The organism is bacterium (assembly GCA_021371935.1).
Classification (GTDB): domain Bacteria; phylum Armatimonadota; class UBA5829; order UBA5829; family UBA5829; genus UBA5829.
The window spans coordinates 25,201-48,435 of sequence record JAJFVF010000021.1 but is presented as its reverse complement, the minus strand read 5'-3'; the positions used below and the strand labels follow the sequence as shown (position 1 = coordinate 48,435).

Sequence of the window (23,235 nt, the reverse complement as noted above, 5' to 3'; positions counted from 1 at the left end):
GGGGCTGGCCGCTCTTGCAGCATCTGCTGGAGCACCCTGGACCATTCTTCCTCCAAGAGGATAATTGTGTGGTTCATTGCTGTTGAAAAAAACGATTGTGACTCTGCCCGCCGTTGGCTCAAGTAAATCCTGCATACATCAGTATTTCGTGCCATAATTACTAATAGACATATTGTCTACAAAATCACGATCTATCAGTACAGTACAACCATGAATAGTAATGAGCTGTGGCACAATCTGCTTCATCGACATAAATTAGCTCATATTCCCTTCTTTTTGGCGTATGGTGTCTATCTATGAGCAATCAGATGAGGTATTACATAGCAGTATGTGCGTCATTGTTCATAATGGCTGCCGCACTTACTGTTATTGTATATTACAAGACACCAATAATCGGAAACCCTTGGTCAGGTGTTGCATGGTTTTCTATTGCGATCGCTCTGGCAGAATTTTTGGCGGTGTATGTTGACCAGGAGAAGGGTTATATTGTTTCGCCAAGCTGCCCATTATTTTGGGCAGCAATATGTGTGCTTGGGCCATTTCCTGCAGTAATATGTGCCATTATAACTGGTCTTGCCGTTTCCCTGAGTAAACATATTTCCCATATTGTGATCGAGCGTATTGACGAAAAGAGCCTCTCACATTTTCTCAATAGCAAGCGCAAAATCCTACCTCGTTTGTTCATCAGGTTCTTGCATTCACTTATTTCCTATATGAAGGATTTGGCTGGTCAGCTTCGATCAAAGAATTCATTCTGGGCAGATATTGTAATGCATTTTCAGTTTATTAGCTGCCTGGTACTGTTTGTTGCTCCCGCTGGTTTGGCTTATTATTATGTCGGCGGACAAAACTTAACTGCCACAGGTTCTGATTTTTCAACTATTAATAATTTTCTATTGCCTTTTATTGCGCTCGTAACTGTGTCTGTTTTTACAGATGTATTTACAACAATACCTATAGTGGTCGCTGTAAACATACCTGACGGTAGAGCATCTTTCCGCGAGATAATTCTCAGTGCAAAATTAATAGCGGTGGAAATGTTCGTTCCGCTTGTCAAGCCCCAGCTTTTCCTGAGTGTCGTGGCTCTCTCTCTAGCCTATCTGTATGCCAATCTGCACCTGCTTGGTTTCCTGGTAGCTGCCACACCGGTGATAGCTCTGAGGGACTTTTTCAATCAGTGGGTAGCTGAGCGTGAGGCATACGTAGGCACAATCACGACCCTAGCGACCTACATGCAGCACTATCACCCGTACACCAGAGGACATCTGAAGCGTGTAGCCGACTTATCGGAGAGGCTTGCGCGGGAGCTGAATTTGCCCATTGAGAGCATACGGTTTATCGGCACAGCAGGCATGCTTCATGACATCGGCAAAATCGGTGTAAGCGAGGAGATTCTGGATAAGACCGGCAAGCTCACTGATGACGAGTGGCAGCAGATCAAGGAGCACCCAGTCAAGGGCGCCGAGATCATCAGCCATCTGGAGTTCCTGGACTCGATAGTGGACTGGATCAAGTATCACCACAAGTGGTATAACGGCAGCGGTTACCCGGTCACGAATGGAAATGGTTCATCAATCCCTCTTGAGGCGATGATAATAGCGACTGTGGATGCGTTTGACGCCATGACTGACGATCGCGAGCTGACTCTGGCATGGAAGTGTGACTCGTGCGGTTATGTGCCCGCTGATGGTCAGCGTCCCGACATATGCCCGGTCTGCGGCGCGCCCAAGCGCAGAACATATCGTGAACCGAAGACTCTGGATGCTGCGATTGACGAACTCAGGCGTGGTTCGGGCAGTCAGTTTGACCCGACGGTAGTGAAGGCATTTTTGACAATGATCGACCGGGACGGGGTGAAGACAAATGTCTAATATAAGTTTGACCCCCGGTGTATTGATATTTGTATTCATGTCGCTGAGCATATCGGTGCTGAGCCTGTATGTATCGCGTATTTTCCTGCCCAGGAAAATGAAGAGCGCTTATTTGAAATCGATCACGGTCCTTGCGGCTGCGGTTGAGACGCGGGATTCAGGTACGGTGGGCCATGCCCAGCGTGTTGCGCAGTTGACTGTTGCGATAGCCCGCAGACTGGGCATGCGCGGCAGGATACTCGAGCGCATCGAGTATGCCGCTTTATTGATGGACATAGGCAAAGCAAATGTACCGCAGGCGATCTTGAACAAAAAGGATCCGCTCACCGCCGAGGAGTGGGATATGGTCAAGAGTCACCCTGCCATGGGCGCTGAAATGGTAGCTGCGGTTCCGTTTCTAACAGACCTGGAGCGATACATCTTGCATCACCATGAGTATTGGGACGGTTCCGGCTACCCGGAAGGTCTACGGGGTGAAGACATACCTCTTCCGAGCAGGATTCTGGCAGTAGCATCGGACTATGACGCGATGATCTCTGAAAGGCCGTATCACCCGGTGCCGATGACCCGCGAGGAGGCTCTGGCTGAGATCAAGCGTCACAGCGGCACAAAATACGCACCCGACGTGGCCGAAGCGTTTGTTCAGATGCAGAGTGAGCGAGAATCGTCCATGAAGCTTCCGGCTTCATCACTGTAGATGGAAATGATCTGAATTGTAGTGTATTACTGTTGGACAGTGGGTCTGGACCCTCCGTCCTCAGCTGTTTTTGATGGAGTAGTAAATGAGAGTTCTACTTTTGCATCCGCCAACGGCGGGCAAGGTGGGCAATTACAGGACCGAGAGCCTTGGCATAGGATATATAGCATCTGTGTTAAGGGCAGATGGCCACGAAGTTGAAGTATTCGACGCTCATATGAGGTGCCTGAAGACGGGCGCAGTTATCAACGAGCTGCTTTCCAGAGAATATGATTGCCTTGGAATCACTGCCATGCACCAGCACAAGGACTCCGTTATGGAGACTGTGCGTGCCATCCGCAAAGCCAGACCAAGCCTGCCGATTATTTTAGGCGGCTATCTGCCGACACTTGCCACCGAGCTTTTTCTGAAGGCATGTCCTGAGATCAGCTTTATGGTGCGAGGTGAGGGCGAGAACGTTACCCGCGATGTTTTCGGCAGGATAGACAGGGGCGAGGACTGGCACGATGCGCCGGGCGTAGCGTTTCTTGATGGCGAGCGTGTTGTAGTCAATCAGCCTCCACCTCTGATAAAAGACCTGGACAGCCTGCCATTTCCAGCGCGCGATGCCCTTAAGCAGAAGCACCGTTCCGTGATGACCCAGGCTCTGATTGCGGGCAGCAGAGGGTGCTATAACAACTGTTCTTTTTGTTCTATCAATTCGTTTTATGCAGTTTCGGGCGGGCATGGTCCACGGTTTCGCAGCCCGGCCAATTTCGTCGATGAGATCGAGAGTGTGATCGAGGAGACAGGTCACCGTGACTTTGAGTTCATTGATGATGATTTTATAGGACCGGGAGAAAAAAGCCAGGCTCGTGTGGTTAAGATAGCCCAGGAGATAATAGACCGCGGCCTCAAGATCAAGTTCAACACAGAGGCTCGCGCCGATGAGATGAACGAGGAGACTCTAAAAATACTCAAGCGGGCTGGTCTGCTGTGTCTGTTTTTGGGGATCGAGTCCGGGGTGCAGCGCCAACTGGACACATATGGCAAACGCATCAGCGTCGAGCAGAACAGGCGAGCAATCGAGATATGCCATAATGCAGGCGTGCGAGTGGAACCGGGTTTCATCATGTTCGATCCATATGCCACCATCGACGAGATCCAGGAGAATATGAGGTTTATAAAAGAGACCGGGCTTTATCATGGTCCGGTGCCCATGTCGAAAGTCCTTCTCTATCATGGTGTGCCTCTGGTGGATAAGATTCGTGAAGACGGGCTGTTGGTTGAAGACGGATTGAACCTGGACTATCGTTTCAAAGACCCACAGACCGAACTCGCATGGAAAGTGGCCAGAATAGCAAGTATATTCAATAAGTTCATACACAATCTCCGGCTCCGCCTGGGCGGCAAGAACCCGCGTGATAAAGTTTCTGTTGATTGATCGTGTTCAAATTGTCGATCAGGTAACAACAACGGCAAGTCGTATAACGAACCCGTAGGGTCGAAGCATTTGCCCTGTACTTCGGGTAAATTACGCCGCAAATGCTTCGACCGCCGTCTATGAGTATATTGAAATCTGGAAGCAAAATCTGGGAGGGCGAGGCTCCCGCCGAGCCATATTTGCTTCCCACAACTTAACCACTTCACGATGCCCTAGCCCGTATTATGCGGGAAGCGCATAATACGGGTCTCCGAGAGCATTATTCACGTTCCTCGTGAATAATGCGGGCTAGATTTGACATAACAAGCTGGCACTGATAAACTACCCAAGGGCGTCCGAAAAATCGGTCGCCTTTCTTTCAGGTGAGGTAACCGGATGAAATTGGCTATTGCGGCGCTGCTATGGCTGGGGCCTGCACTGGTGTTGGTTTTTATGTCTATTCCGCTGATCTTAGGTAAGATACCGCCTAATAAGATGTATGGTCTCCGAGTAAAAAAGACACTTGAGAGCCCGGATATTTGGTATCCGGCAAACCAGTATGCCGGATGGGCGATGTTATGGGCTGGTGTGACAACGTTGATTATGACGACATTGCTGGCTTTCATACCGCAGGTGAGCATCGCGGTATACGGTATTGTATGTCTGGTTGTATTTGTGGCGGCTGTTGTTATTTCGGTAGTGCTCAGCTTTATAAACTTGAGCAGGTTGTAGTATGGACAAAGTCGAGCTTGTCTCTTACGCCAAAGTGAACCTCACTCTGGAGGTGTCGGGCAAACGTGCTGACGGCTATCATGAGATCGACAGCATCGTCCAGACTATAGACATCACGGACGACCTTATAATGACCAAGGCCGAGCCGGGCGTGATAAGTGTTACCTGTGATACGGCTGGTGTGCCTGAGGGAAGCGGCAACATCATATATGCAGCCTGCAAAGAATTTTTTACTCGATCAGGACTGCATGCGGGAGTCGAATGCCTGCTGCGGAAGCGTATACCCATGCAGGCGGGTCTCGGCGGCGGGAGCGGAAATGCTGCTGCGGCAGTAGCAGGGCTCAATCGGCTGTATGAATGTGGTCTTGAGGCGAAGGAGCTTGCGGAGATAGCTGCTGCTGCGGGCTCGGATGCGCCGTTGTTTATATACGGCGGCACGATCCGCATGCGAGGCAGGGGTGAGATAATCGATCCGCTGCCGGATGCTCCGCAGATGCATATAGTAGTGGTCAAGCCCGGAGTTGGCGTTTCGACTGCCTGGGCATATGCTGAACTGGACAAGTCGAATATCAGCAGATGCGAGTCGGCAAGTCAAAGGGCTGAGAGAGCGATTCGTGAATCCGATCGTGACGGCCTTATCGCAGGTATGTGCAATGACTTCGATCCAGTGGTCACTGCCGAATTTGACGAGGTGAGGCTGGCAAAGTCCAGGTTGATTGAGACGGGTGCTCAGAGGGCAATGCTCTCCGGGTCGGGATCGGCAGTTTTCGGAGTGTTCGACACCTACGATGCTGCACGGCAGGCAGCGATGGACCTTATGGGCGAGTTTGCGCAGGTGTTTTTGACGCGCACGGTTGGCAGGGACAAGTCATCTCTGATCTGGTAGTAATTATGAGTAAAATAGACGCGATAATACTGGCTGGAGCGCCTGCGGGCGAAGATTTGAACCCGACCGATCCTTCCAAGAGCCGTGCCATGGTCGATATTTGCGGCAAGAGCATGCTCGGCTGGATTGTCGATGCACTCAAGGCTTCGCCGTCAATCGGCAAAATAGCGGCTGTTGGCGATGTTGTCGCAGACGGTCTGGATATGGTTATCAAGCCCGGCGACAGTCTGGTGAGCAACATCAAGCTGGGTATAGATGCGCTCAAGTCCGAGGGCAGTGTGCTTATTGTGAGTTCGGATATCCCGCTCATCACTCCAGAGGGTATCGAAGACTTTCTGGAACGCGCTGTGAGGCTGAATGTGGATTTTGCGTTTCCGGTCTTGCCCAAGGCGCACTGCATCAAGCGATACCCCGAGCTTCGCCGAACATATCTAAAGACCGGTGATGGAGTGTTTACCGGCGGCAACCTTATGCTTGCAAGCCGACACTTTTTTGAGCACAGTTGGGATGCCATCGCCGGGGCATATGCCGCAAGGAAGCACGTTATCGACCTTGCCAGGATGATTGGGCTGGGAGTGCTGCTGAGGGTCATCATTGCCCAGATGATCCCGCAGGTATTGAGAATATCTATGCTTGAGAAGGCAGTCTCTCGAATGCTCGATGCGAAGGTAGCCGCTGTTGTCAGCGCATATCCCGAGATCGGCGAGGATGTGGATAAGCCCTCCGATCTGGAAGTAGTGAGAAGAATTTTAGGTAGTTGATATGGATAAGAATTACTCGGTCCTTAACAAAATAAACACCCCGGCTGATCTTAAGGGGCTTAACGACATACAGCGAAAGCAGCTTGCCGATGAGATCAGGGCGACCGTAATCGATACGGTTTCCAAGACCGGTGGTCACCTTGCCTCCAACCTGGGTGTGGTCGAGCTGACTATTGCTCTGCACAGTGTGTTCAACTCACCCGCCGACAAGATGATCTGGGATGTCAGCCATCAGAGCTATGCACACAAACTGCTCACAGGCAGGCGTGAGGCTTTCTCGACCCTGCGCCAGGGTGGAGGACTCTCGGGCTTCACCAAGCGCGAAGAGAGTGAGTATGACCCTATGGGCGCGGGTCATGCCAGCACCTCTATCTCGGCTGCTCTGGGTCTGGCCAAGGCGCGTGATCTGCGCGGAAGCAGTGAGCATGTGATCGCAATTACAGGTGATGGTGCATTGACCGGCGGCCTTGCTCTGGAGGGTATGAACAACGCCGAGCAGCTCAAGACGGACGTGATAGTCGTACTAAACGACAATAAGATGTCTATCTCCGAAAACGTCGGCGCTATGGCGCTACACCTGAGCAAACTGCGGATGGCCGAGCTATATAAGAGGGTCGAGACACGCGCCAAGGAAGTTGTCGGCAAGATGCCCGCCGGCAAGACTCTTACACGCACCGCCGAGGGCTTGAGCCACGGCGTGACACGTCTCCTCGGTTCCAAAACAGGAGTCCTTTTTGAAGAGATGGGCTTTACATACCTCGGCCCGATTGACGGTCACAATACCGAGGTTTTGATGGACGTCTTTGAGAATGCCAAACGTCTCAAGGGTCCGCTGCTGATCCATGTGGTGACCCAAAAGGGCAAGGGCTATGAGTTTGCCGAAAACAACGCCCGCGTATTCCATGGCATCTCAGGTTTTGACGTGGCCGACGGCAACATAGAGCGCGCCGCAGGCAACATCAGCTATACAAAGGTTTTTTCTGAGACTCTGGTCGAGATGGCTGGTCGAGACGATAAGATAGTCGCGATCACAGCTGCCATGCCCGACGGCACCGGCCTTGCCAAATTTGCTGAAGCATACCCGGACAGGTTTTTCGATGTCGGCATCGCGGAGGAGCATGCGGTCACCTTTGCGGCAGGCCTTGCCGCAGGCGGGCTGCACCCGGTGGTAGCTTTCTACTCAACATTCCTGCAGAGGGCGTACGACCAGGTCATACACGATGTCTGCCTGCAGAACCTGCCCGTCACATTTGCGATTGACCGGGCTGGCTTGGTGGGTGAAGATGGTCCGACCCATCATGGCGTCTTCGACCTCTCTTACATGAGGCATATCCCGCACATGGTAGTGGCAGCTCCCAAGGACACGATGGAGCTTCGCGATCTCATGGCCACGGCTATCACTCATGACGGTCCGATGGCTGTGCGATACCCGCGCGGCGGTGGACCAAGCGTTTATGAACCGGGCGAGCCTCAGATTCTCTCGATAGGCAAGGGTGAGAAGCTCACTGACGGTGACGACCTCGCGATAATAGCTGTTGGCTCGACAGTCTATCCGTCACTCGAAGCAGCCGGGATTCTGGATAAGCAGGGCTTGAGCGTTGAGGTTATCAACGCGCGGTTTGTCAAACCCCTCGATGAGCAGTTGATCCTGAGCGTATTCGAGCGCGGGCTGCCTGTGCTGGTGATAGAAGATAACACCATAGTCGGCGGTTTCGGTTCAGCCATACTCGAACTGGCCTCATCCAAAGGCTATCCGCTCAACACCGTCCGCAGGATCGGCGTACCGGATGCCTTTATCGAGCACGACAGCCCGGAAGTCCTGCATGAAATGCTTGGTCTGGCTGCAGACAAGATTGCGGAGACAGCCAGAAGGCTGCTCAAAGTCAAGAGCCTCGTATAGTTGACGTGTACCCTTTTTGGCTGACACCTTGTTAGCTAGTGTTATCATAGTTGATGAGGTGAAAGATGAAACGACGAAAATACACAAACGAGTTCAAACTGGCAGCAGTGAAGATGGCCGAGCGAGGCGACGTTTCAGTAGCGCAGTTATCGCGAGACCTCGGGATTTGCGAGACGGTGTTATACAAGTGATTCGCAAGTTCGGAAAGAACTCAAACGGCTTGCGTACGACCCCAGATGAGCACGATGAACTGATTTAGCTGCGTCGCGAGCTCAGACGCGTTACAGAGGAGCGTGATATACTAAAAAGGCAGCTGCGTACTTCGCGAAAGAGCAGTGTGAAGTACGATTTATTGCTGCTCATAGAGTCGAGTTCCGACCTAGATCGATGTGCTGGGTGCTTAAAGTCTCTGCCAGCGGGTTCCACAAGTGGCGAAACCGTCCGAAAAGCTCTCGTGATGCTGAAAACAACCGGCTCGCCGAGAAGATCAAAGAGGTCTTCAAGGCAAGCGGGGAGAGTTACGGCTCTCGACGAATGTGCATCAGCTGATAGCTGACGGCGGGACTTGTTCCAGATGGCGTGTTGCCAGACTGATGAAGAAACACGGGATTCGTCCTAAGACGAAGCGCAAGTTCAAGGTGACGACACAATCTGCCGGTGGCGGATAACCTGCTGAATCGTCAGTTTATCTGTGCTGATCCTAACCGAGTGTGGGTGAGTGATATCACCTACATCTGGACAAGTGAGGGCTGGCTGTATCTGGCTGTGGTGCTGGATGCGCTGAATCTGGCTGTGAAGCGGCGATCTCCGGGCGCAGGCCTGATTCATCACTCGGATGGGGCCTGCCAGTATGCGTCTTGGGACTATAAGAAAGCCCTTGAGGGTTATGAAATGCTTCACTCGATGAGCCGCAAGGGTGACTTCTGGGACAATGTTGTTGCCGAGAGCTGCTTCGGCACTGTGCATAAACGGCTATATCGGACTCGCGACGAGGCAAGAATGGATATTTTTGAGTATATCGAGAAGTTCTATAACAGGATCAGGCTGCACTCGGCATTGGGTTACAAATCTCCGGTAGACTTCGAGGCCGCAGCACAAGCAAAAGCTGCCTAACAAAGTGCCCGTACAAACGGGGACAGGTCAAATTTGCTGGCTCCCCTGGCAGGACTCATATCGAACTTTTTGCATGGGCAACAAACTTTGAAAGGATTTATCGAGACAGTTAGATCATTGCATCGCGATTGACCCTGACATATGACTCGTGTATGGGTCAGCTTGATCTATTACGCAGTAGTCCTGATACTGCCCTTCTTGATTAACAACTGTCGAGTAGCTTTGACCAGGGCTCAAGTATGGGCTTTCGAACTTACCGTCCGTATCAGGAGTTCCGCTCAGTGTGAACGTGCAGGTCGTTTCCGGAGTATCTGAAAGGTAGAATGTATATTCACCCACCCTCGAAAAATAGCACCCATCGACATAACATTTCAGAATATCCTTGCAAAATATCTGAGTGCCGGTTTCATCGATAATATGTAGTTCAACAGTTTTACTACTCAAGTTCGACCACAAGACTGCGCGTGTGCTTATATAGAGATTTTTAGTAGTCGGAGTAAACGAGCCGTCCTCTGCGATTGTAAAATCTGGTAGAGGAGGAGGCAATGCACATTCGTCCGTCGACGGCGATGGGACCAATATTCCGCCGCTTACGATCTTCACTGTGCGCGATGTATTGTTTGTCCAAGTGACACTGCCGCCCCTTGCAAGCGAGAAGTCTCTTGGTGAAAGGCCTGATGCAGTGATGCTTACGGATGCGTCGCTGACAACTATGCTGCCACCGGAACCTCCACAACCAACTATTGTTGCAACTCCCACAATTCCTATAAGTAGTGACACGCAAATCCGCATTAGTGCTCGGACTAATTGCTTCAATCGCCTTTGTCTCCCATCTTAAAATACATATACTATTCTCAATGGTCGGACGCTATTTTCTCTCCACAAGTTCCATCAGATAGCCTGTGATGTCTGCATTCTGTAACGTAGACTTCAAATATCGAAATCTAGTAGACGTAGTTGATAAGTGTGGAGAGTTTGTTTTCAGATAGCATTTTCTGGTACACATCTAATAGTTATCTCAAACACATATTCGGTGTTGTGTCCCCAAAATTCTCCTGATTCTCTCCATATCCCATATGCTTAGTGTATGCAATGGCCATTGTTATGCTTCTTTTCTTGAAATAGCCAGTAAATGCGTTGACAATCCCATAATGCTTTCGTCTTTTTCGCACATTCGCACAACACGCATAACGCTTTCCCGTTTTGTTTCGTCTTTCCATACTTCGTCCAAATCAGGCACAAGCCATGCCGGGCCGATTATGCCGCGTACATCCGTTCCGATAAATCCTGCCGCCTCGATCTCCATTTTCAGCTCATCAGGCAGATGAAAATATGATCTACCCATACCATTATAGCTTGATGACGGATTTTTGATATGCTGTCCTGTTTTAATTTCGTGTTCTATCATGTTAAAAAATCCATGTTCATCAAGAAGATGGTGTTTTGTGCCATACGTCGTTACCGCCCAAAGTGTGGTTGCATAACGGCTAATCGCCGCCGTATACAACAACCCACCCGGTTTCAATAGACGGCGGCACTCGTTGAGCGCGAGTTGCCTCTCGCCGTAATCGACGATATGGTATAATGGACCGAAAAACAAAACCGCATCGGCGCTTTCGTCAGGACGGTTGATACTCCGCGCATCGGCAACCTCCATCGTTTTCAGATTCGCCGAATATTCTTTTGATAATTCCTTTGACATTTCTATATTCTTTTCTGATATGTCGTACAAGTAAGCTTCGTACCCCAATGACGCCAGCCAGAAAGAATACTCACCGTACCCGCCGCCGATGTCGTATATTACGGCAGAAGGCAGTGGCAGCGTCTGTTTTAGGATTTCTTTTGTGCGCTCAAATTCGATCAACCCCAAGTTGGTGTGTAACCGGCCTTTTTCGATTCCAGCGTTATATTTAGCCAGTACGTCTTTGTCAATGCTCTTCATGGTATTCCTCCGTTTTATATCCGGCTAAGCCAAGCTCGAGATGAAGCTCTGCAAATTTATTTTAATTATATCGATCTATTCGTTAGAAATGGTATTTTTCAATCGGATGTAGCGATGCAGCCCGGTCGTGACGGGTAACCGGATCGTTTTTGTGAAGACCAGCCGCTTTGGCAATATCATTGGTTCTGTAAGTTTGCATTTCAAGAGCAGCCCTCATTACCAAATTATACAGTTGCTCTACCGCAAGCTGCAACATTCTCTCTTGTTGTGTAGTGAGTGCAGCTAGCCCGGATTATGCGCTTACCGCATAATCCGGGTCTCTGAGAGCATTATTCACGAGGAACGTGAATAATGTGGGCTAGTGAGGTTTCTTTTTGCCGGAGAGAATCTGGGGATTCGTGGAGATTCTTCCAGGGGAATGACCAGATGCTCAATTCAGAGTTATAGACAGCCAACATCTTTGCAGAGAACCAATTTGAGCTCACAGATACGCAAAAACCGCCAGATATGTCTCCGGCGGCTGGTTAACTTCGTGCTATTGTAACGAGAAAGCAGGAGTGACCCCCTGGCTGGACTCATTTAGAACTTTTCTGGCTCAGGTATATAATCAACTTGATAATTACTGCCTAAACGCCAACTATCTCAATTTTGGTTTCGAAGTCTTTTGAATAGATTCATCAGGCGAGTAAGTGTGGGCGTTGGATGAATGTAATGTATAACTGCTTCTTCGAAGTCTGCCAGGCTTAAGCTGGGGCCTGGCTGCTGTTTTGTGGCTGCATCCACTTTGCCATATTCCCTTACAAGAAACGCCAGCAGTGTTTCGTTAACTTCCCTCCAACTACGGGCTTGTCTAGCTAGACGCATAAATGCGGAAGAAAAGTGCGGTGACAGCTGGAATTTTCCTGCTTCCTCCGCAACGTAACCGCCAGTTGTAAGTTTCGCTAGACCCAGGCCGAACTCTTCGAAAGTGAAGACTGCATGCATTATTGCGTCTCCGGCAGCGATTATTTTTTCAATCGTCGCAGGTTGTTTTCTGGCAGCCATTGCTATTGCCTGCAAAAGCCAGGCATCCGTCCAAGTGAAATGTATTTCTTTGTGGGAATCACCGTTATTCACAACTTATATCTCCAAGAATGCAGCATGCCGCATCTGCTAGTAATATCAAAACGCCTGCCCTGTGCCTGCTACTTCTGATCTTCAAGGCACATTTGTTGCGAAAACAGCTGCATATTTCATCTGAGACACAGAGCTCTTGTCAATAGGTGTGTAAATAGATTGCATCAAGTGGTCTCCTTTCCCGGCCTTTACCGACCGGGCTCTTTCATCAGAGAAAGGATACCACCGCCTTCTCAAATCAGCAATTTACACACCTTTTGATTGTAGCTCGAGACACATAAACAAAAAAGCAGAGCAATTATATAATTGCTCTGCTTCCAATACTCAATATCAAATTTCAAATCCAAAATGTGTTGGCTCCACTGGCTGGACTCGAACCATACCACACCGTCATATGCCACTTTATTTTCCGAAACTGGCCAGCCTCCAGTAGCTAGCCTCGATGCCGAAGCAACATTCACGTCTACTCCCTCTTAGAATGCGACAATATCGTATTTGTTGCATATCAGGATAAGCCGTATCCGCGAACCTGCCGACATCTATAACTGATATATGTTGATCCACTGAATGTATAGTAGTCCCTGCCTCACTCGGCATGCAGCACTTGACTGTGACCCTGCTGCTGTCACCTATCACAAAATGAATCGATGTCGGCACTGTGCTTTAGCGCGCATTATTCACGAGAAACGTGAATGATGCGCGGCCCGGACCCGAAATATGCTCGACAAGCATAATTCGGGTTAGGTCTCACAATATCATCATTCATGCTCTATGCGGCCGGTCAATTGAGCTTACCACCCTCATGACATGCTCCAAATCCGCCAAAATGAAGCATGGAACCCAAGCAATTTACGCCATGTAAATTGTACGTCTTGGTCTGAATTTCGTATATTCAGAATACATATCTCTAATACAAGTTCAATGACGTGATTTACTTAGGAACCGGCAGTCTCGCAAAAGACGTATTGACTCTGGTATAATATTACATTAGAGTTTTTGTGGGGCAAAGGTTTCTAACCTCTTACTTCTTTCTGGGGAGGCATGTTTCGATCATGCTGGGACTAAAGCGGCGCAAGAGACAGGAAGGCTGGGCGATGGATGTCGATCCGAACGACGAGCGTCAGAATGTCGGATGTCTTCAGCGCATATCGGATAACAACAAACTCTGGGTAGGTAGTTTAATTACCGTCTGCTTACTGGCGATTATTCTTGTTTGGACGTCTTCAAGAGGTGTGCAGCCGCCGCAGGAGTATGGCGGCCAGCCGGGTTACAGCGGCAAGGGTACTTATAATGATTCCGACCACACCAAATTCGCCGTTAGTTTTGCCAAGAGCAAGTCATACGGCACGGCCATCGACACAGCTCAGTTTGTCGACCAGGAGCATTTTGAGATAATAGTGAGCCAGGGTGTGAGCGCCGATGAGATCGACTACGCCGCCAGAATGGCTGCTCAGATCATCTTGGAGAAGTTCCGCCAGAGAGTCATCGTCGAGGTATATGATGAGGATGCGGCGGGCAAGCATTTTTTGGCGAACACGCTCTGGAATGAAGAGAAGTTGGGCTATGTAGTTAAATTCAACAAATCCAGGTTCGGCACGCGATAATCTCAGGATGAGTTTTAGCGCCTCCGGGTATAATAGCGGCAGACCGCTATTACTCGGAGGTGTTTTTATGTACCGTATTTACATTTGTGCAGTTGTGACAATGCTGCTGCTGCCTGCGATTGCTGCTGCGGATGCGACAGGCATAGTGGTAACCGGCTCGGGCGAGGTCAAGGCTCAACCTGACATTGCTTACGTGACACTCGGTGTGAATACTCAGTCCGGCGATGCTGCAAAGGCTGCAAAGGATAATGCCGGGATAACGAACGCTGTAATCGCCGCGGTTATGAAAGCGGGGATTGCCAAGGACGATATTGAGACCGCCGACTATTCCGTCAATCCTATTATGGACTACAAAAAATCGCCGCCTATGACTGTGGGCTACAACGTGTCCAATCGGGTACGCCTTACGATCAGAGACATGACGCAAGTAGGCTCAATAATCGATATCGGCGTCAAAGCAGGTGCGAACAATGTTCAGGGCATCGACTTTTCAATCGAGGATGATACCACGCTTTGCCGTCAAGCTTTGTCGAATGCGGTAGCTCAGGCTAAGTCCAAGGCGAATTCGATGGCCGAGGCAGCGGGTGTGAAACTTGGCAGGCTCATCTCCATGTCAGAGGCCGGAGGCTACACCCCCAGACCGATGCTGGCAGGCTTGGCCAAGTCCGAGGCAGCGCCGACCCCTGTCATACCCGGCGAACTGACTGTTACCGCATCCGTCACCATGGTCTACGCGATATTGTAGTGGCTTCCGACCGTATATCGACCAGATTCGTCCATTTTGGCGCACACAGCCTTGAATGTGATACAATGGGGCGAAAATACGGATTCAGGTGATGCAATGAGAGTAGGGATCGTGGGGCTGCCGTCGTCCGGCAAGACCACTTTATTTAAGGCTCTGACGAGGGGCACGGTAAAGATCGAGGAGAGCTACGGTCAGTCGGCAAAACCCAATATCGGTGTGGTGAGCGTTCCGGACAGCCGCGTGGACTATTTCGTCGAGGAATATCATCCCAAAAAGATAACATACGCAAGCATTGAGTTTATAGATGGCGCAGCAAAGATAGCGACTGACCAGGGCAGGACCAAGTTCGGTTCGGATTTCTTTGCGGATGTGCGTCAGGTGGATGCTCTTGTGCATGTGGTGCGTGGCTTCACCGGATCTGTTGGCGAGGAAGCGAGTCCTGTGGCCGATCTTCAAAATCTGCAGAATGAACTTATGCTTGCCGATCTGCAGCTTGTTGAAAACCGCATCCCGCGCGTGGAGAAACAGCTTCATGGGGTCAAGAAGGGTGCAGCAACCCCTGCGACCATGGAGATGGACCTGCTCGAACGCATCAAGTCGGCCTTGGAGGAGGGCAAATCTCTCAAGGCACTGGATTTCACCTCCGAGGAAGAGAAGACGATTCGCGGCTACGACTTTCTCACCCTGAAGCAGATGATCGCGGTGCTCAATATTGCGGAGGATCAGATCGGCTCGACTGACGATCAGATACTTGCGTTCCGAAAGGCATGTGAAGAGGCTGGAGTGCCCGTGATCGAGCTGTGTGCGCAGGTCGAGATGGAGGTCTCGCAGTTGAGCGATGAAGAAGAGACCGAGTTTTTGCAGTCAATGGGTATCGAGGAGCCTGCCAGAAATGTTCTGATACGGGCTTGCTATAAGGCTCTGGGTCTGATATCATTTCTTACCGCCGGTGAGCCTGAGGTGCGCGCCTGGACAATCCATGCGGGCGATAAAGCGGTTGATGCTGCCGGGACGATCCACTCTGATATCGCTCGGGGTTTTATCCGTGCCGAGATAGCCAATTTTGAGGATGTAAAAGCGGCAGGTGGCTGGGACGCCGCCAAGCAAAAGGGCATAGTCTCTCTCCAGGGCAAGGACTATGTCGTTCAGGACGGCGATGTGATGTATATACGTTTCAAGGTTTGATCGTATGACTGCAGTGGGTGGCGAGGCTCCCGCTGAGCTTTGTTTGTTTTCATAAAACAAGACTGTGGGAGGGCGAGGCTCCTGCCGAGCCATATATTCGGTAATCCGACCTTACTTGTAAGATAGTTGATCGGTATGATATAATTGCTCAAGCTAGGGGGTATAGTAAACGAATGAAACGCACATACCAACCCAAGTGCCGAGCGCGCAAGCGTGAGCATGGTTTTATGTCACGCATGTCTTCGCGCAACGGGCGAAGGGTATTAAAATCAAGGCGCGCAAAAGGCCGCTGGGAACTTACTGTATAATGATGCGCGGTGGCGCGCCCTTATGGTTGGGGCGCGCGGTCGCCCAAAGCGGCGAGGCAGATTAATGTTACCCTCGGCGTGGCGATTGCGGCTAAAGTCGCAGTTTGCGAAAGTGTATTCAAAAGGGAGGTCCGCTGCAACGGACCTCATTGTAGTGTACACGCTTGTCAATAACGAATCGATAACGCGTGTGGGTTTTTCTGTGAGCAAGAAACTTGGTGGCGCTGTCAAACGCAACCGGGTAAAAAGGCTCTTAAGGGAGACAGTCAGGCTGAGGCTTGCGGATATCGCCGATGGATACGATGTTGTGATTGTGGCGCGGCGAAGGGCTGCTGAGGCGGCACTGGCCGAGTTTGAAGTGTCTGTCGACAGGCTTTTTCGGAAGCTGGGTATTCTGAAGTGATTAGAAAGATAATCCTACTGCTTATAAGGGGTGTTTACCAACAGGCTTCAAGGCGATTATGGCCACGGACCTGCAGATATTTGCCGACCTGTTCCGAGTATACGGCTCAGGCGATAGAAAAATATGGCTGCCTTAAGGGCATCTGGATGGGAATCTGCAGGATATGCCGCTGTCACCCATGGTCTGACGGGGGCTATGACCCGGTCAAGTAGTCATCTACCTGTTCAATGCAAACTATGAGACTTCTGAAGAAATCACTCGCATCAATATTTATCCTCCTGATTGCTTTCGGCGCGGCGAATGTGAGCTTTGCCTCCAAGGCGGATGTACTCTTCGCTAAGGCAGAGAAAACGATTGCGGCTGCAGAGAAATCGACACGCACTTCTGATAAGAATGACAATTATCAGAATGCGATCCGCAGCCTCAATGACATAGCTGGTGATAAGAAATATTCCGGCATGCCGGAGGGTGCGAAGGCTCTCTATGAGATGGCTATGATTTATGGGACTGCCGACAAGCGTACGAAGACCTATAATCTGAACACATCCGTAGAGACTTTCAAGAGGCTGATAAACAATTATGACCGGCCAAAATCGGAATTGCTCAATGACATGGAAGAGCCCGAGGCCAAGCAGGTTCTTGATTATGTAGCCGACGCGAAGAAGATGCGTCTAAAGTTTGCGAAAGAGCTTGACAAGCATAACTCCACTGGAATCTTGTACAAGATTATCGATTTCTTTGTGGCCCTGACTGGTCGTGTGCCGTCATTCAGCTACTGGTTTGCGATAGTCCTGATAACGATCATCATCAAGATTCTGATCACGCCGCTCACCAAGGCGCAATTCAAGAGTATGAAAGAGATGCAAAAGATTGCGCCTCTTGTTAAGCAGCTTCAAGAGAAATATAAGGGCGATCAGAAGACACTCGGCGAAAAGACGATGGACTTGTATAAAGAGCATGGCGTCAATCCATTTGCAAGCTGTCTGCCGCTGCTGATTCAGCTTCCGATACTGATGATGCTCTTTTATATGATAAATGCCTACAAGTTCCAGTTTGAGCAGGCGTCATTTTTCTGGATTGGGAGCAAGCTATCGCATTTGTGGGGACAGACTCTGCCGATTGGTCCGGTGGGGGGCAAAGTATGGTTTACCGCCGGAAACCTGGCCGAAGCCGACCTGATATTGGTGGTGCTCTATCTGTTCAGCATGTATATATCGACGAAAATGTCCGCAGTCGACCCGACGCAGGCAGAGCAGCAGAAGATGATGTCGATAATGATGCCGCTTATGTTTGCGTTTATCTTTGCTGGTTATCCCGCTGCATTTTTGCTTTACTGGCTGGTGCTAAACATTTTGCAGACTGGGCAGCAGTATCTGATACTGCATGCTCCAGAACCGCCCGCCGAGGGTGCTGGGGCACCTGGCGAGCCGAGCGCGCCTGCTCCTACCGATACGACAGACAGGGCATCACGTTCCAGGCGCAGACGGAGAAGATAACCGTTTGGTCAGATAGTCTGATAGTTTCTAGTTTCATGGTTCGTAAATGTATATAACGGAGTTGGGCGTTATAGCCCCAATACCTAAGCTCCCAACACCTATAACCTGATATGGAGGCGTCAATTGAGTACAGTTGAGGCTAGTGGAAGAACAATAGAAGAGGCCGTGACGACAGCCGCCCAGCAGTTGGGCGTGAGTGTTGACGGTGTTGAGTATGAGATAGTGGAGGAGGGCACCAAGGGTTTTCTCGGCCTGGGTCAGATGCCGACCACGATCAAAGCGCGGGTTAAAGAGGGTTACACGCCCAGTACTGCGTCTGTTGAAATAGCTGAAGAGGTGCCGGTGGAAGTGTTGTCGGACGAAGAGCCGGCTGGTTTTTCAGGTGAGGGCGATGTCTATGTGGACGAGACGCTGCGCATAGTCGGTGACGTGCTCAAGGCGATGAAGGTCAATGCCAAACCGGTCTTGAAGTCCGCGGATGACGAAGAAGTCGTGATAAACATAGCAGGTGACGACGTCGCGATCCTGATAGGCAAGCATGGTCAGACTCTCGACGCGCTGCAGTACATTGTCGGTCTTGCCGTCGCCAAGTATTCCGATTCGCGCCGAAGATTGATTCTAGATGCTGAAAACTACCGTGCTCGCCACCAGGAAATAATCGAGGCCAAGGCTCGCGAGTATGCCGATGCAGTCAGAGCCGAGGGCAGGGAAGCTGTGTTGGACCCGCAGAATCCTCGCGACCGCAGGATCGTGCACATGACTTTGGCGGACGACCCGGATGTATATACTTACAGCGAGGGCGAAGGCGACTATCGCCACGTTGTGATTTCACCAAAGAAATAGCAGTCGGCGGTCTGCAGGACCGTCGGCTATGCCGGCGCTGCGCCGACTGCCGACAAAATCATGCAATTTACTGATACTATTGCCGCAATAGCCACTGCTATAGGGTCCGCAGGTATAGGTGTGATACGCATAAGCGGACCCGAGGCGTTCGTCTCGGCTTCGCGCATATTTAGCTCCGGCGACAAAGATATAGCGAAACTGCCCACACATACCGCCCACCATGGCGCTCTGATCGACCCCAAGACCGGAAGCGCGATAGACGATGTGGTCCTCACGATATTTCGCACGCCCGCAAGCTATACAGGTGAGGATGTCGTCGAGATATCCTGCCATGGCGGGATCGCGATATTGAAGCATGCTCTCTCTGCGGTATTGGATGCGGGTGCGAGACTTGCCGAACCAGGTGAGTTTACCAAGCGGGCATTCCTCAATGGCAAGATGGATCTGGCACAGGCTGAGGCGGTCAATGACCTGATCCGTGCCCGGACGGATGATGCGCGCAAAATGGCCCTGCGCCAACTGGACGGAGCGCTCTCGAAGCGGGTGGGGGATATCAATGCACGCATATTGGGTGTGATTGCCGCCATAGAGGCTGCCATAGACTTCCCCGACGATGTTCCCGAGCCTGAAACGGGCTGGATCATGTCCGGACTCGAATCAGCGCGGGATGATGTCGATGATTTGCTAAAGTCATTCGGCAGTGGGCGTGTCTATAGAGAGGGCATGAGGCTGGTTATTGCGGGTCGAGTGAATGTGGGCAAGTCGAGCTTGCTCAATGCTCTGCTGCGGCATGCGCGCGCGATAGTGACCCCTATTCCCGGCACCACTCGCGACGTGATCGAAGAGAGCCTGGAAATCCACGGCATCCCGATTGTCGCAATGGACACTGCGGGGCTGAGAGTGACGGATGACCCGGTGGAAAAGATAGGTGTCGAGCGGTCCAGGGAGTCGATCTTGTCGGCTGATCTGGTTTTGATGGTGTTGGATGCGACAGGCGATCTTGATGTTACTCTGCCTAAAGAGTGCGAGGGCAAACCCGCGATAGTGGTGGTCAACAAAGTCGATCTCATGCCTGAGAGCGAATGCGGGAAATTATCTGTAGACAGCCCGATGCCCATAGTCATGACGAGTGCATCGACCAGTCAAGGGATCGACGAGTTGGAAGAAAAGATTGCTGATATTGCAGTCTCATCAATATCGAGCGAAAGTGTGCTGGTCAGCAATGTCCGTCACCAGCGCTCACTTATTTCTGCCCATGAGAGCATCAAGAACGCCATTGCGACGCTGAAAGGTGGCCAACCAATTGACCTGCTGAGTGTGGACCTTACATCAGCGCGAAGCAGCCTTGGCCTCATCACAGGTGAAACCGCAAGTGAAGACCTGCTCGACAGGATATTTTCAGAGTTCTGCATAGGCAAGTGAAGGCTGAGTAACAAAGGATGCATCGCTATGTTCGGGCGCGATATCTGATCGCGACCGAAAGAGAATCTCGCGATTTCAAATCGCAAATTACTTCCGCACCTCTGCAATTCAAATCAAACCAGCGCCTGCCCGAGATTCTCCATTTCAGACTCGCTGAGTTTTTGGCCATCTTTGCTGGTGATGTAGAAGACATCACGCGCCTCATGCCCCCATGTTGCCACTCGCGCGGAATGTATGTCGAACCCCAACTCTGAGATTTTCCGCGTCAGATAGTGCAATATCCCATGCGCATCGATTGCCCGGACCTCAATCACGCTCTCATGGTCAGAGAGATTATCGAGCACGCTCATCGTCAGCTTTTCGGACTTCTCGAACCGTTTCTTGCCCCAGCGGCTCAGCAGTTCGTCAACGCTCACCTGACCCGTAAGCACGCTTGTCAACTCGCCTTCAAGCTGCCACTTTTTCATCTGAGTTAGCTGGCGTCCCTCGAAGTCGATGAAGAGAATGTCGATTGCGATATGGTCGGTCGAGTGGCGGGTGAATATCTGCGCCGCATGAATGTCTATGTGCATTGCGTCGAGAGTCCCTGCAATCTCGCTCAAAAGTCCCTTTTTGTCTTTTGTTACCACCGTCAGCAGCGTAAACTGGCCGGTCCGGTCATCCCTGACCTCTATAGCGGGTGAGCCATCACGTGCATTGCGCACATAACCGATATGGGCCGCAAGCTCATCAGGCGGAGTGTTGAGCAGATAGCTGGCGGGCATGGATGCGCAGTGTTCGTCTACCTCATCAAGCGGCAGGTTTGCAAGGGAGAGTTCTCTGCGTACTCTACGTTTGTGTCTGTCCAGGTCCGGTGTGGCAGATTCGGGTGAGCGCAGAGCCGCCATTGCGCGCTCATGAAGTTCCATCAAAAACCGCACTTGGACCTGGCTCCAATTGCGTGTTCCGACCGCTCTATTATCTGCCACAGTCAGCAGAAAGAGCATATCCAGCAGTTGTGTATCTTTGACGACCGCGACGAAGTCTCTGATCGTGCGTTTCTGGTGCAGGTCGCGAAGCCTGGCGGTCTCAGCCATCCTCAGATGATTCTTGACCAGAAATTCGACGATTGCCTGCGACTGTTCGGGCATGCCGAGCGCGGCAGCAGCTTTACGTGCGACCGATGCGCCGACTTTTGCATGGTCTCCTTTTGAGTTGGCTTTTCCAACGTCATGAAGCAGCGCAGCCAGGTACAACACCTCCAGCTTCTGGACGCGGGAGAACACATCCGAAAACATCTCGTCGGAGTCTGTAAAGAGCGCATCCAGCTGCTCGACAGTCCGCAGAGAGTGCTCCCCGACGGTGTATTTATGTGCTGCATCACCCGGAACGATGGTCATCAAATTTTTGAATGATGGAACGACGGCTTCCAATACGTTAAGTTCTGCCATGGAACGTAGTACTGCCCCGGCTCCCGGAGAGGATATGACATCGATAAAGCTGCGGAGGGCTTCCGTGCCGGACTTGCGGCCATTGGTGCTGCCGGTTATCAGGTCACTCGTTTCACGATGGATGCGCAGGTCATATGTGCGTGAATGTTGAAAGACTCTCAGCAGTGCGGCAGGCTCACGGGTCAACAGGCTACGGTCGAGAATTCGCAGCATCCCCGCGTGAGCGAACATCCCCGGTTCAATTTCCAGCTGTTGTTCGAGGCATGCCTGCGCGACTTTATGATAGACATGCCATATCTTTTGCACATGACCATAGAATGCCGCCAGGAATTTGTTCGGTGTTGGGTCATTATCGCTGCAGCAGCCCATCTTCTGAGAGATTTCCAGATGTCTGCCCGCACTGAGCACATCCATCCCACGTTCCGTGAGTAGATGGAGATTGTTACGAGTCTTGGCCAGGAATTCGGTTGCTCCAAGCACGTCTTCGATATCGCCGTCGGAGACGATCCCTCTGGACCTTAACCCATCCCACACGTCCGTCCCGGCAAGATCGAATGCCACCTGCGCAATCCAGCGAGCCGCATGCAAATCACGCAGGCCGCCGCGGCCTTCCTTGATGTTCGGCTCCACAAGGTATGGTGTGTTGGCCGATGATCCTGAACTGTGCCTGGCGTTTATATGTCCGATCACGAATGCTGCTGGGGTGATTGCTCTGCGCAGTGCCGACTCGAATGCATTGAAGAGCGCCTTATTGCCGGATATCCATCTTGCGTCGAGCAGAGCTGTCTCTGTCTCCAAAGGCAGGTTTTCAACGTCGTCAACCCGCCTGTATGAGTATCCGACCTTGAGCTGCGCATGTTCGAGCACATCCATCAATATCCTAAATGCGCGCTTAACGACCAGGTCTATCTCATCGTCATCGCCAGTGCCTGCGATGAACGTGACATCGACGTCCGAGAACGGCGACATCTCTCTTCGCCCATAGCCGCCGACCGCTGCTATAGCGATTTCACGCAGAGCTTTTTTCGCAGTGTTGGGGTCGTCCTGTTCGGCGGCTGTTGCGGCTATCTGAAAAATTCTTCGGACGAGAGCATCAGTGAGGTTGCTGTAGGCATGCATCATCTCGATGCCGCCCATTTCGGCCAGACATCCCGCCAGTTCTTCGCGGGCGTCCGATAGTCTATCGGCCAGTTGTCTGGCGTCGGATGAGGTCTCGAACCGTGCTTCGAGTGCGGCTTTAGTTAGGTCCATTTCAATACCCTGTAGAGGAAAATGTTCGGGCACGATATCCGATCGCGCCCGAAACAGAAATCTCGCAATTTCAGATTGCGAAACTGATTATATAAAAGCAGACGTTACTGACTTAGTCATTCCGAGCT

Annotated in this window: 24 protein-coding genes; 20 read left to right on the top strand and 4 right to left on the bottom strand. The window is 51.2% G+C overall.

What is annotated here, in order from left to right:
* The first annotated feature begins 296 nt into the window (after window positions 1-296).
* The 11 genes from LLG46_14175 (at window position 297) to LLG46_14125 (ending at window position 9,362) form a co-directional block, all read left to right on the top strand.
* Window positions 297-1,871: an HD domain-containing protein gene (locus LLG46_14175; protein MCE5324444.1), complete on the top strand. Its 1,575-nt coding sequence runs from the start codon at window positions 297-299 to the stop codon at window positions 1,869-1,871.
* Window positions 1,864-2,568, top strand: a complete 705-nt coding sequence (locus LLG46_14170; GenBank protein MCE5324443.1) for an HD-GYP domain-containing protein — start codon at window positions 1,864-1,866, stop codon at window positions 2,566-2,568. Before LLG46_14175 ends, LLG46_14170 begins: the two co-directional genes overlap by 8 nt.
* 85 nt (window positions 2,569-2,653) lie before the next feature.
* Entirely contained in the window at window positions 2,654-3,991 is a 1,338-nt protein-coding gene (locus tag LLG46_14165) for a B12-binding domain-containing radical SAM protein (protein MCE5324442.1), read from the top strand.
* A gap of 375 nt (window positions 3,992-4,366) precedes the next feature.
* Window positions 4,367-4,702 carry an SdpI family protein gene (locus LLG46_14160; protein ID MCE5324441.1) on the top strand — a complete coding sequence of 112 codons (336 nt, stop codon included), beginning with the start codon at window positions 4,367-4,369 and terminating at the stop codon, window positions 4,700-4,702.
* Window position 4,703: 1 nt separating this feature from the next.
* A complete protein-coding gene (ispE, locus tag LLG46_14155) occupies window positions 4,704-5,588 on the top strand; it encodes a 4-(cytidine 5'-diphospho)-2-C-methyl-D-erythritol kinase (GenBank protein ID MCE5324440.1) in 885 nt (294 codons plus the stop codon).
* 5 nt (window positions 5,589-5,593) lie between these two features.
* The gene (locus LLG46_14150; GenBank protein ID MCE5324439.1) at window positions 5,594-6,349 is read left to right on the top strand and encodes an NTP transferase domain-containing protein; all 756 of its coding nucleotides are present in this window, start codon (window positions 5,594-5,596) and stop codon (window positions 6,347-6,349) included.
* Between the two features lies 1 nt (window position 6,350).
* Window positions 6,351-8,249, top strand: a complete 1,899-nt coding sequence (gene dxs, locus LLG46_14145; protein ID MCE5324438.1) for a 1-deoxy-D-xylulose-5-phosphate synthase — start codon at window positions 6,351-6,353, stop codon at window positions 8,247-8,249.
* A gap of 65 nt (window positions 8,250-8,314) precedes the next feature.
* Complete coding sequence (locus tag LLG46_14140; protein ID MCE5324437.1) at window positions 8,315-8,440, top strand: transposase; 126 nt, start codon at window positions 8,315-8,317, stop codon at window positions 8,438-8,440.
* A gap of 205 nt (window positions 8,441-8,645) precedes the next feature.
* Window positions 8,646-8,798 (top strand): hypothetical protein, encoded by a 153-nt coding sequence (locus LLG46_14135; GenBank protein MCE5324436.1) that lies wholly within the window; start codon window positions 8,646-8,648, stop codon window positions 8,796-8,798.
* Entirely contained in the window at window positions 8,786-8,917 is a 132-nt protein-coding gene (locus tag LLG46_14130) for an IS3 family transposase (protein ID MCE5324435.1), read from the top strand. Before LLG46_14135 ends, LLG46_14130 begins: the two co-directional genes overlap by 13 nt.
* Before the next feature lie 46 nt (window positions 8,918-8,963).
* Window positions 8,964-9,362 (top strand): integrase core domain-containing protein, encoded by a 399-nt coding sequence (locus tag LLG46_14125; protein ID MCE5324434.1) that lies wholly within the window; start codon window positions 8,964-8,966, stop codon window positions 9,360-9,362.
* A 114-nt stretch (window positions 9,363-9,476) separates the two neighbouring features.
* Here LLG46_14125 and LLG46_14120 read toward each other — a convergent pair whose 3' ends face one another.
* The 3 genes from LLG46_14120 to LLG46_14110 all read right to left on the bottom strand — a co-directional run bounded on the left by LLG46_14120 (window position 9,477) and on the right by LLG46_14110 (window position 12,420).
* A complete protein-coding gene (locus LLG46_14120) occupies window positions 9,477-10,178 on the bottom strand; it encodes a hypothetical protein (protein ID MCE5324433.1) in 702 nt (233 codons plus the stop codon).
* A 286-nt stretch (window positions 10,179-10,464) separates the two neighbouring features.
* On the bottom strand, window positions 10,465-11,304 hold the full coding sequence (locus tag LLG46_14115) for a class I SAM-dependent methyltransferase (GenBank protein ID MCE5324432.1): 840 nt from the start codon (window positions 11,302-11,304) through the stop codon (window positions 10,465-10,467).
* A 642-nt stretch (window positions 11,305-11,946) separates the two neighbouring features.
* Window positions 11,947-12,420 carry a hypothetical protein gene (locus LLG46_14110; GenBank protein ID MCE5324431.1) on the bottom strand — a complete coding sequence of 158 codons (474 nt, stop codon included), beginning with the start codon at window positions 12,418-12,420 and terminating at the stop codon, window positions 11,947-11,949.
* A 1,052-nt stretch (window positions 12,421-13,472) separates the two neighbouring features.
* Here LLG46_14110 and LLG46_14105 point away from each other — a divergent pair.
* From LLG46_14105 to mnmE, 9 genes are all read left to right on the top strand, one after another.
* A complete protein-coding gene (locus tag LLG46_14105; protein MCE5324430.1) occupies window positions 13,473-14,024 on the top strand; it encodes a hypothetical protein in 552 nt (183 codons plus the stop codon).
* A gap of 67 nt (window positions 14,025-14,091) precedes the next feature.
* Entirely contained in the window at window positions 14,092-14,769 is a 678-nt protein-coding gene (locus LLG46_14100; GenBank protein MCE5324429.1) for an SIMPL domain-containing protein, read from the top strand.
* 96 nt (window positions 14,770-14,865) lie between these two features.
* Entirely contained in the window at window positions 14,866-15,954 is a 1,089-nt protein-coding gene (ychF, locus tag LLG46_14095) for a redox-regulated ATPase YchF (GenBank protein MCE5324428.1), read from the top strand.
* A 173-nt stretch (window positions 15,955-16,127) separates the two neighbouring features.
* A complete protein-coding gene (gene rpmH / locus LLG46_14090; protein ID MCE5324427.1) occupies window positions 16,128-16,262 on the top strand; it encodes a 50S ribosomal protein L34 in 135 nt (44 codons plus the stop codon).
* Window positions 16,263-16,326: 64 nt separating this feature from the next.
* Window positions 16,327-16,665 carry a ribonuclease P protein component gene (gene rnpA, locus LLG46_14085; protein MCE5324426.1) on the top strand — a complete coding sequence of 113 codons (339 nt, stop codon included), beginning with the start codon at window positions 16,327-16,329 and terminating at the stop codon, window positions 16,663-16,665.
* The gene (gene yidD / locus LLG46_14080; protein MCE5324425.1) at window positions 16,665-16,877 is read left to right on the top strand and encodes a membrane protein insertion efficiency factor YidD; all 213 of its coding nucleotides are present in this window, start codon (window positions 16,665-16,667) and stop codon (window positions 16,875-16,877) included. The genes rnpA and yidD overlap by 1 nt, the downstream gene beginning before the upstream one ends.
* 24 nt (window positions 16,878-16,901) lie before the next feature.
* On the top strand, window positions 16,902-18,161 hold the full coding sequence (locus LLG46_14075) for a YidC/Oxa1 family membrane protein insertase (GenBank protein MCE5324424.1): 1,260 nt from the start codon (window positions 16,902-16,904) through the stop codon (window positions 18,159-18,161).
* Window positions 18,162-18,284: 123 nt separating this feature from the next.
* Window positions 18,285-19,004 carry a protein jag gene (locus LLG46_14070; protein MCE5324423.1) on the top strand — a complete coding sequence of 240 codons (720 nt, stop codon included), beginning with the start codon at window positions 18,285-18,287 and terminating at the stop codon, window positions 19,002-19,004.
* 60 nt (window positions 19,005-19,064) lie between these two features.
* Window positions 19,065-20,426, top strand: a complete 1,362-nt coding sequence (gene mnmE, locus LLG46_14065) for a tRNA uridine-5-carboxymethylaminomethyl(34) synthesis GTPase MnmE (protein MCE5324422.1) — start codon at window positions 19,065-19,067, stop codon at window positions 20,424-20,426.
* Between the two features lie 113 nt (window positions 20,427-20,539).
* On the opposite strand, the gene LLG46_14060 is transcribed toward mnmE, so the two are convergent.
* Window positions 20,540-23,107, bottom strand: a complete 2,568-nt coding sequence (locus LLG46_14060; protein MCE5324421.1) for an HD domain-containing protein — start codon at window positions 23,105-23,107, stop codon at window positions 20,540-20,542.
* Window positions 23,108-23,235 lie beyond the last annotated feature (128 nt).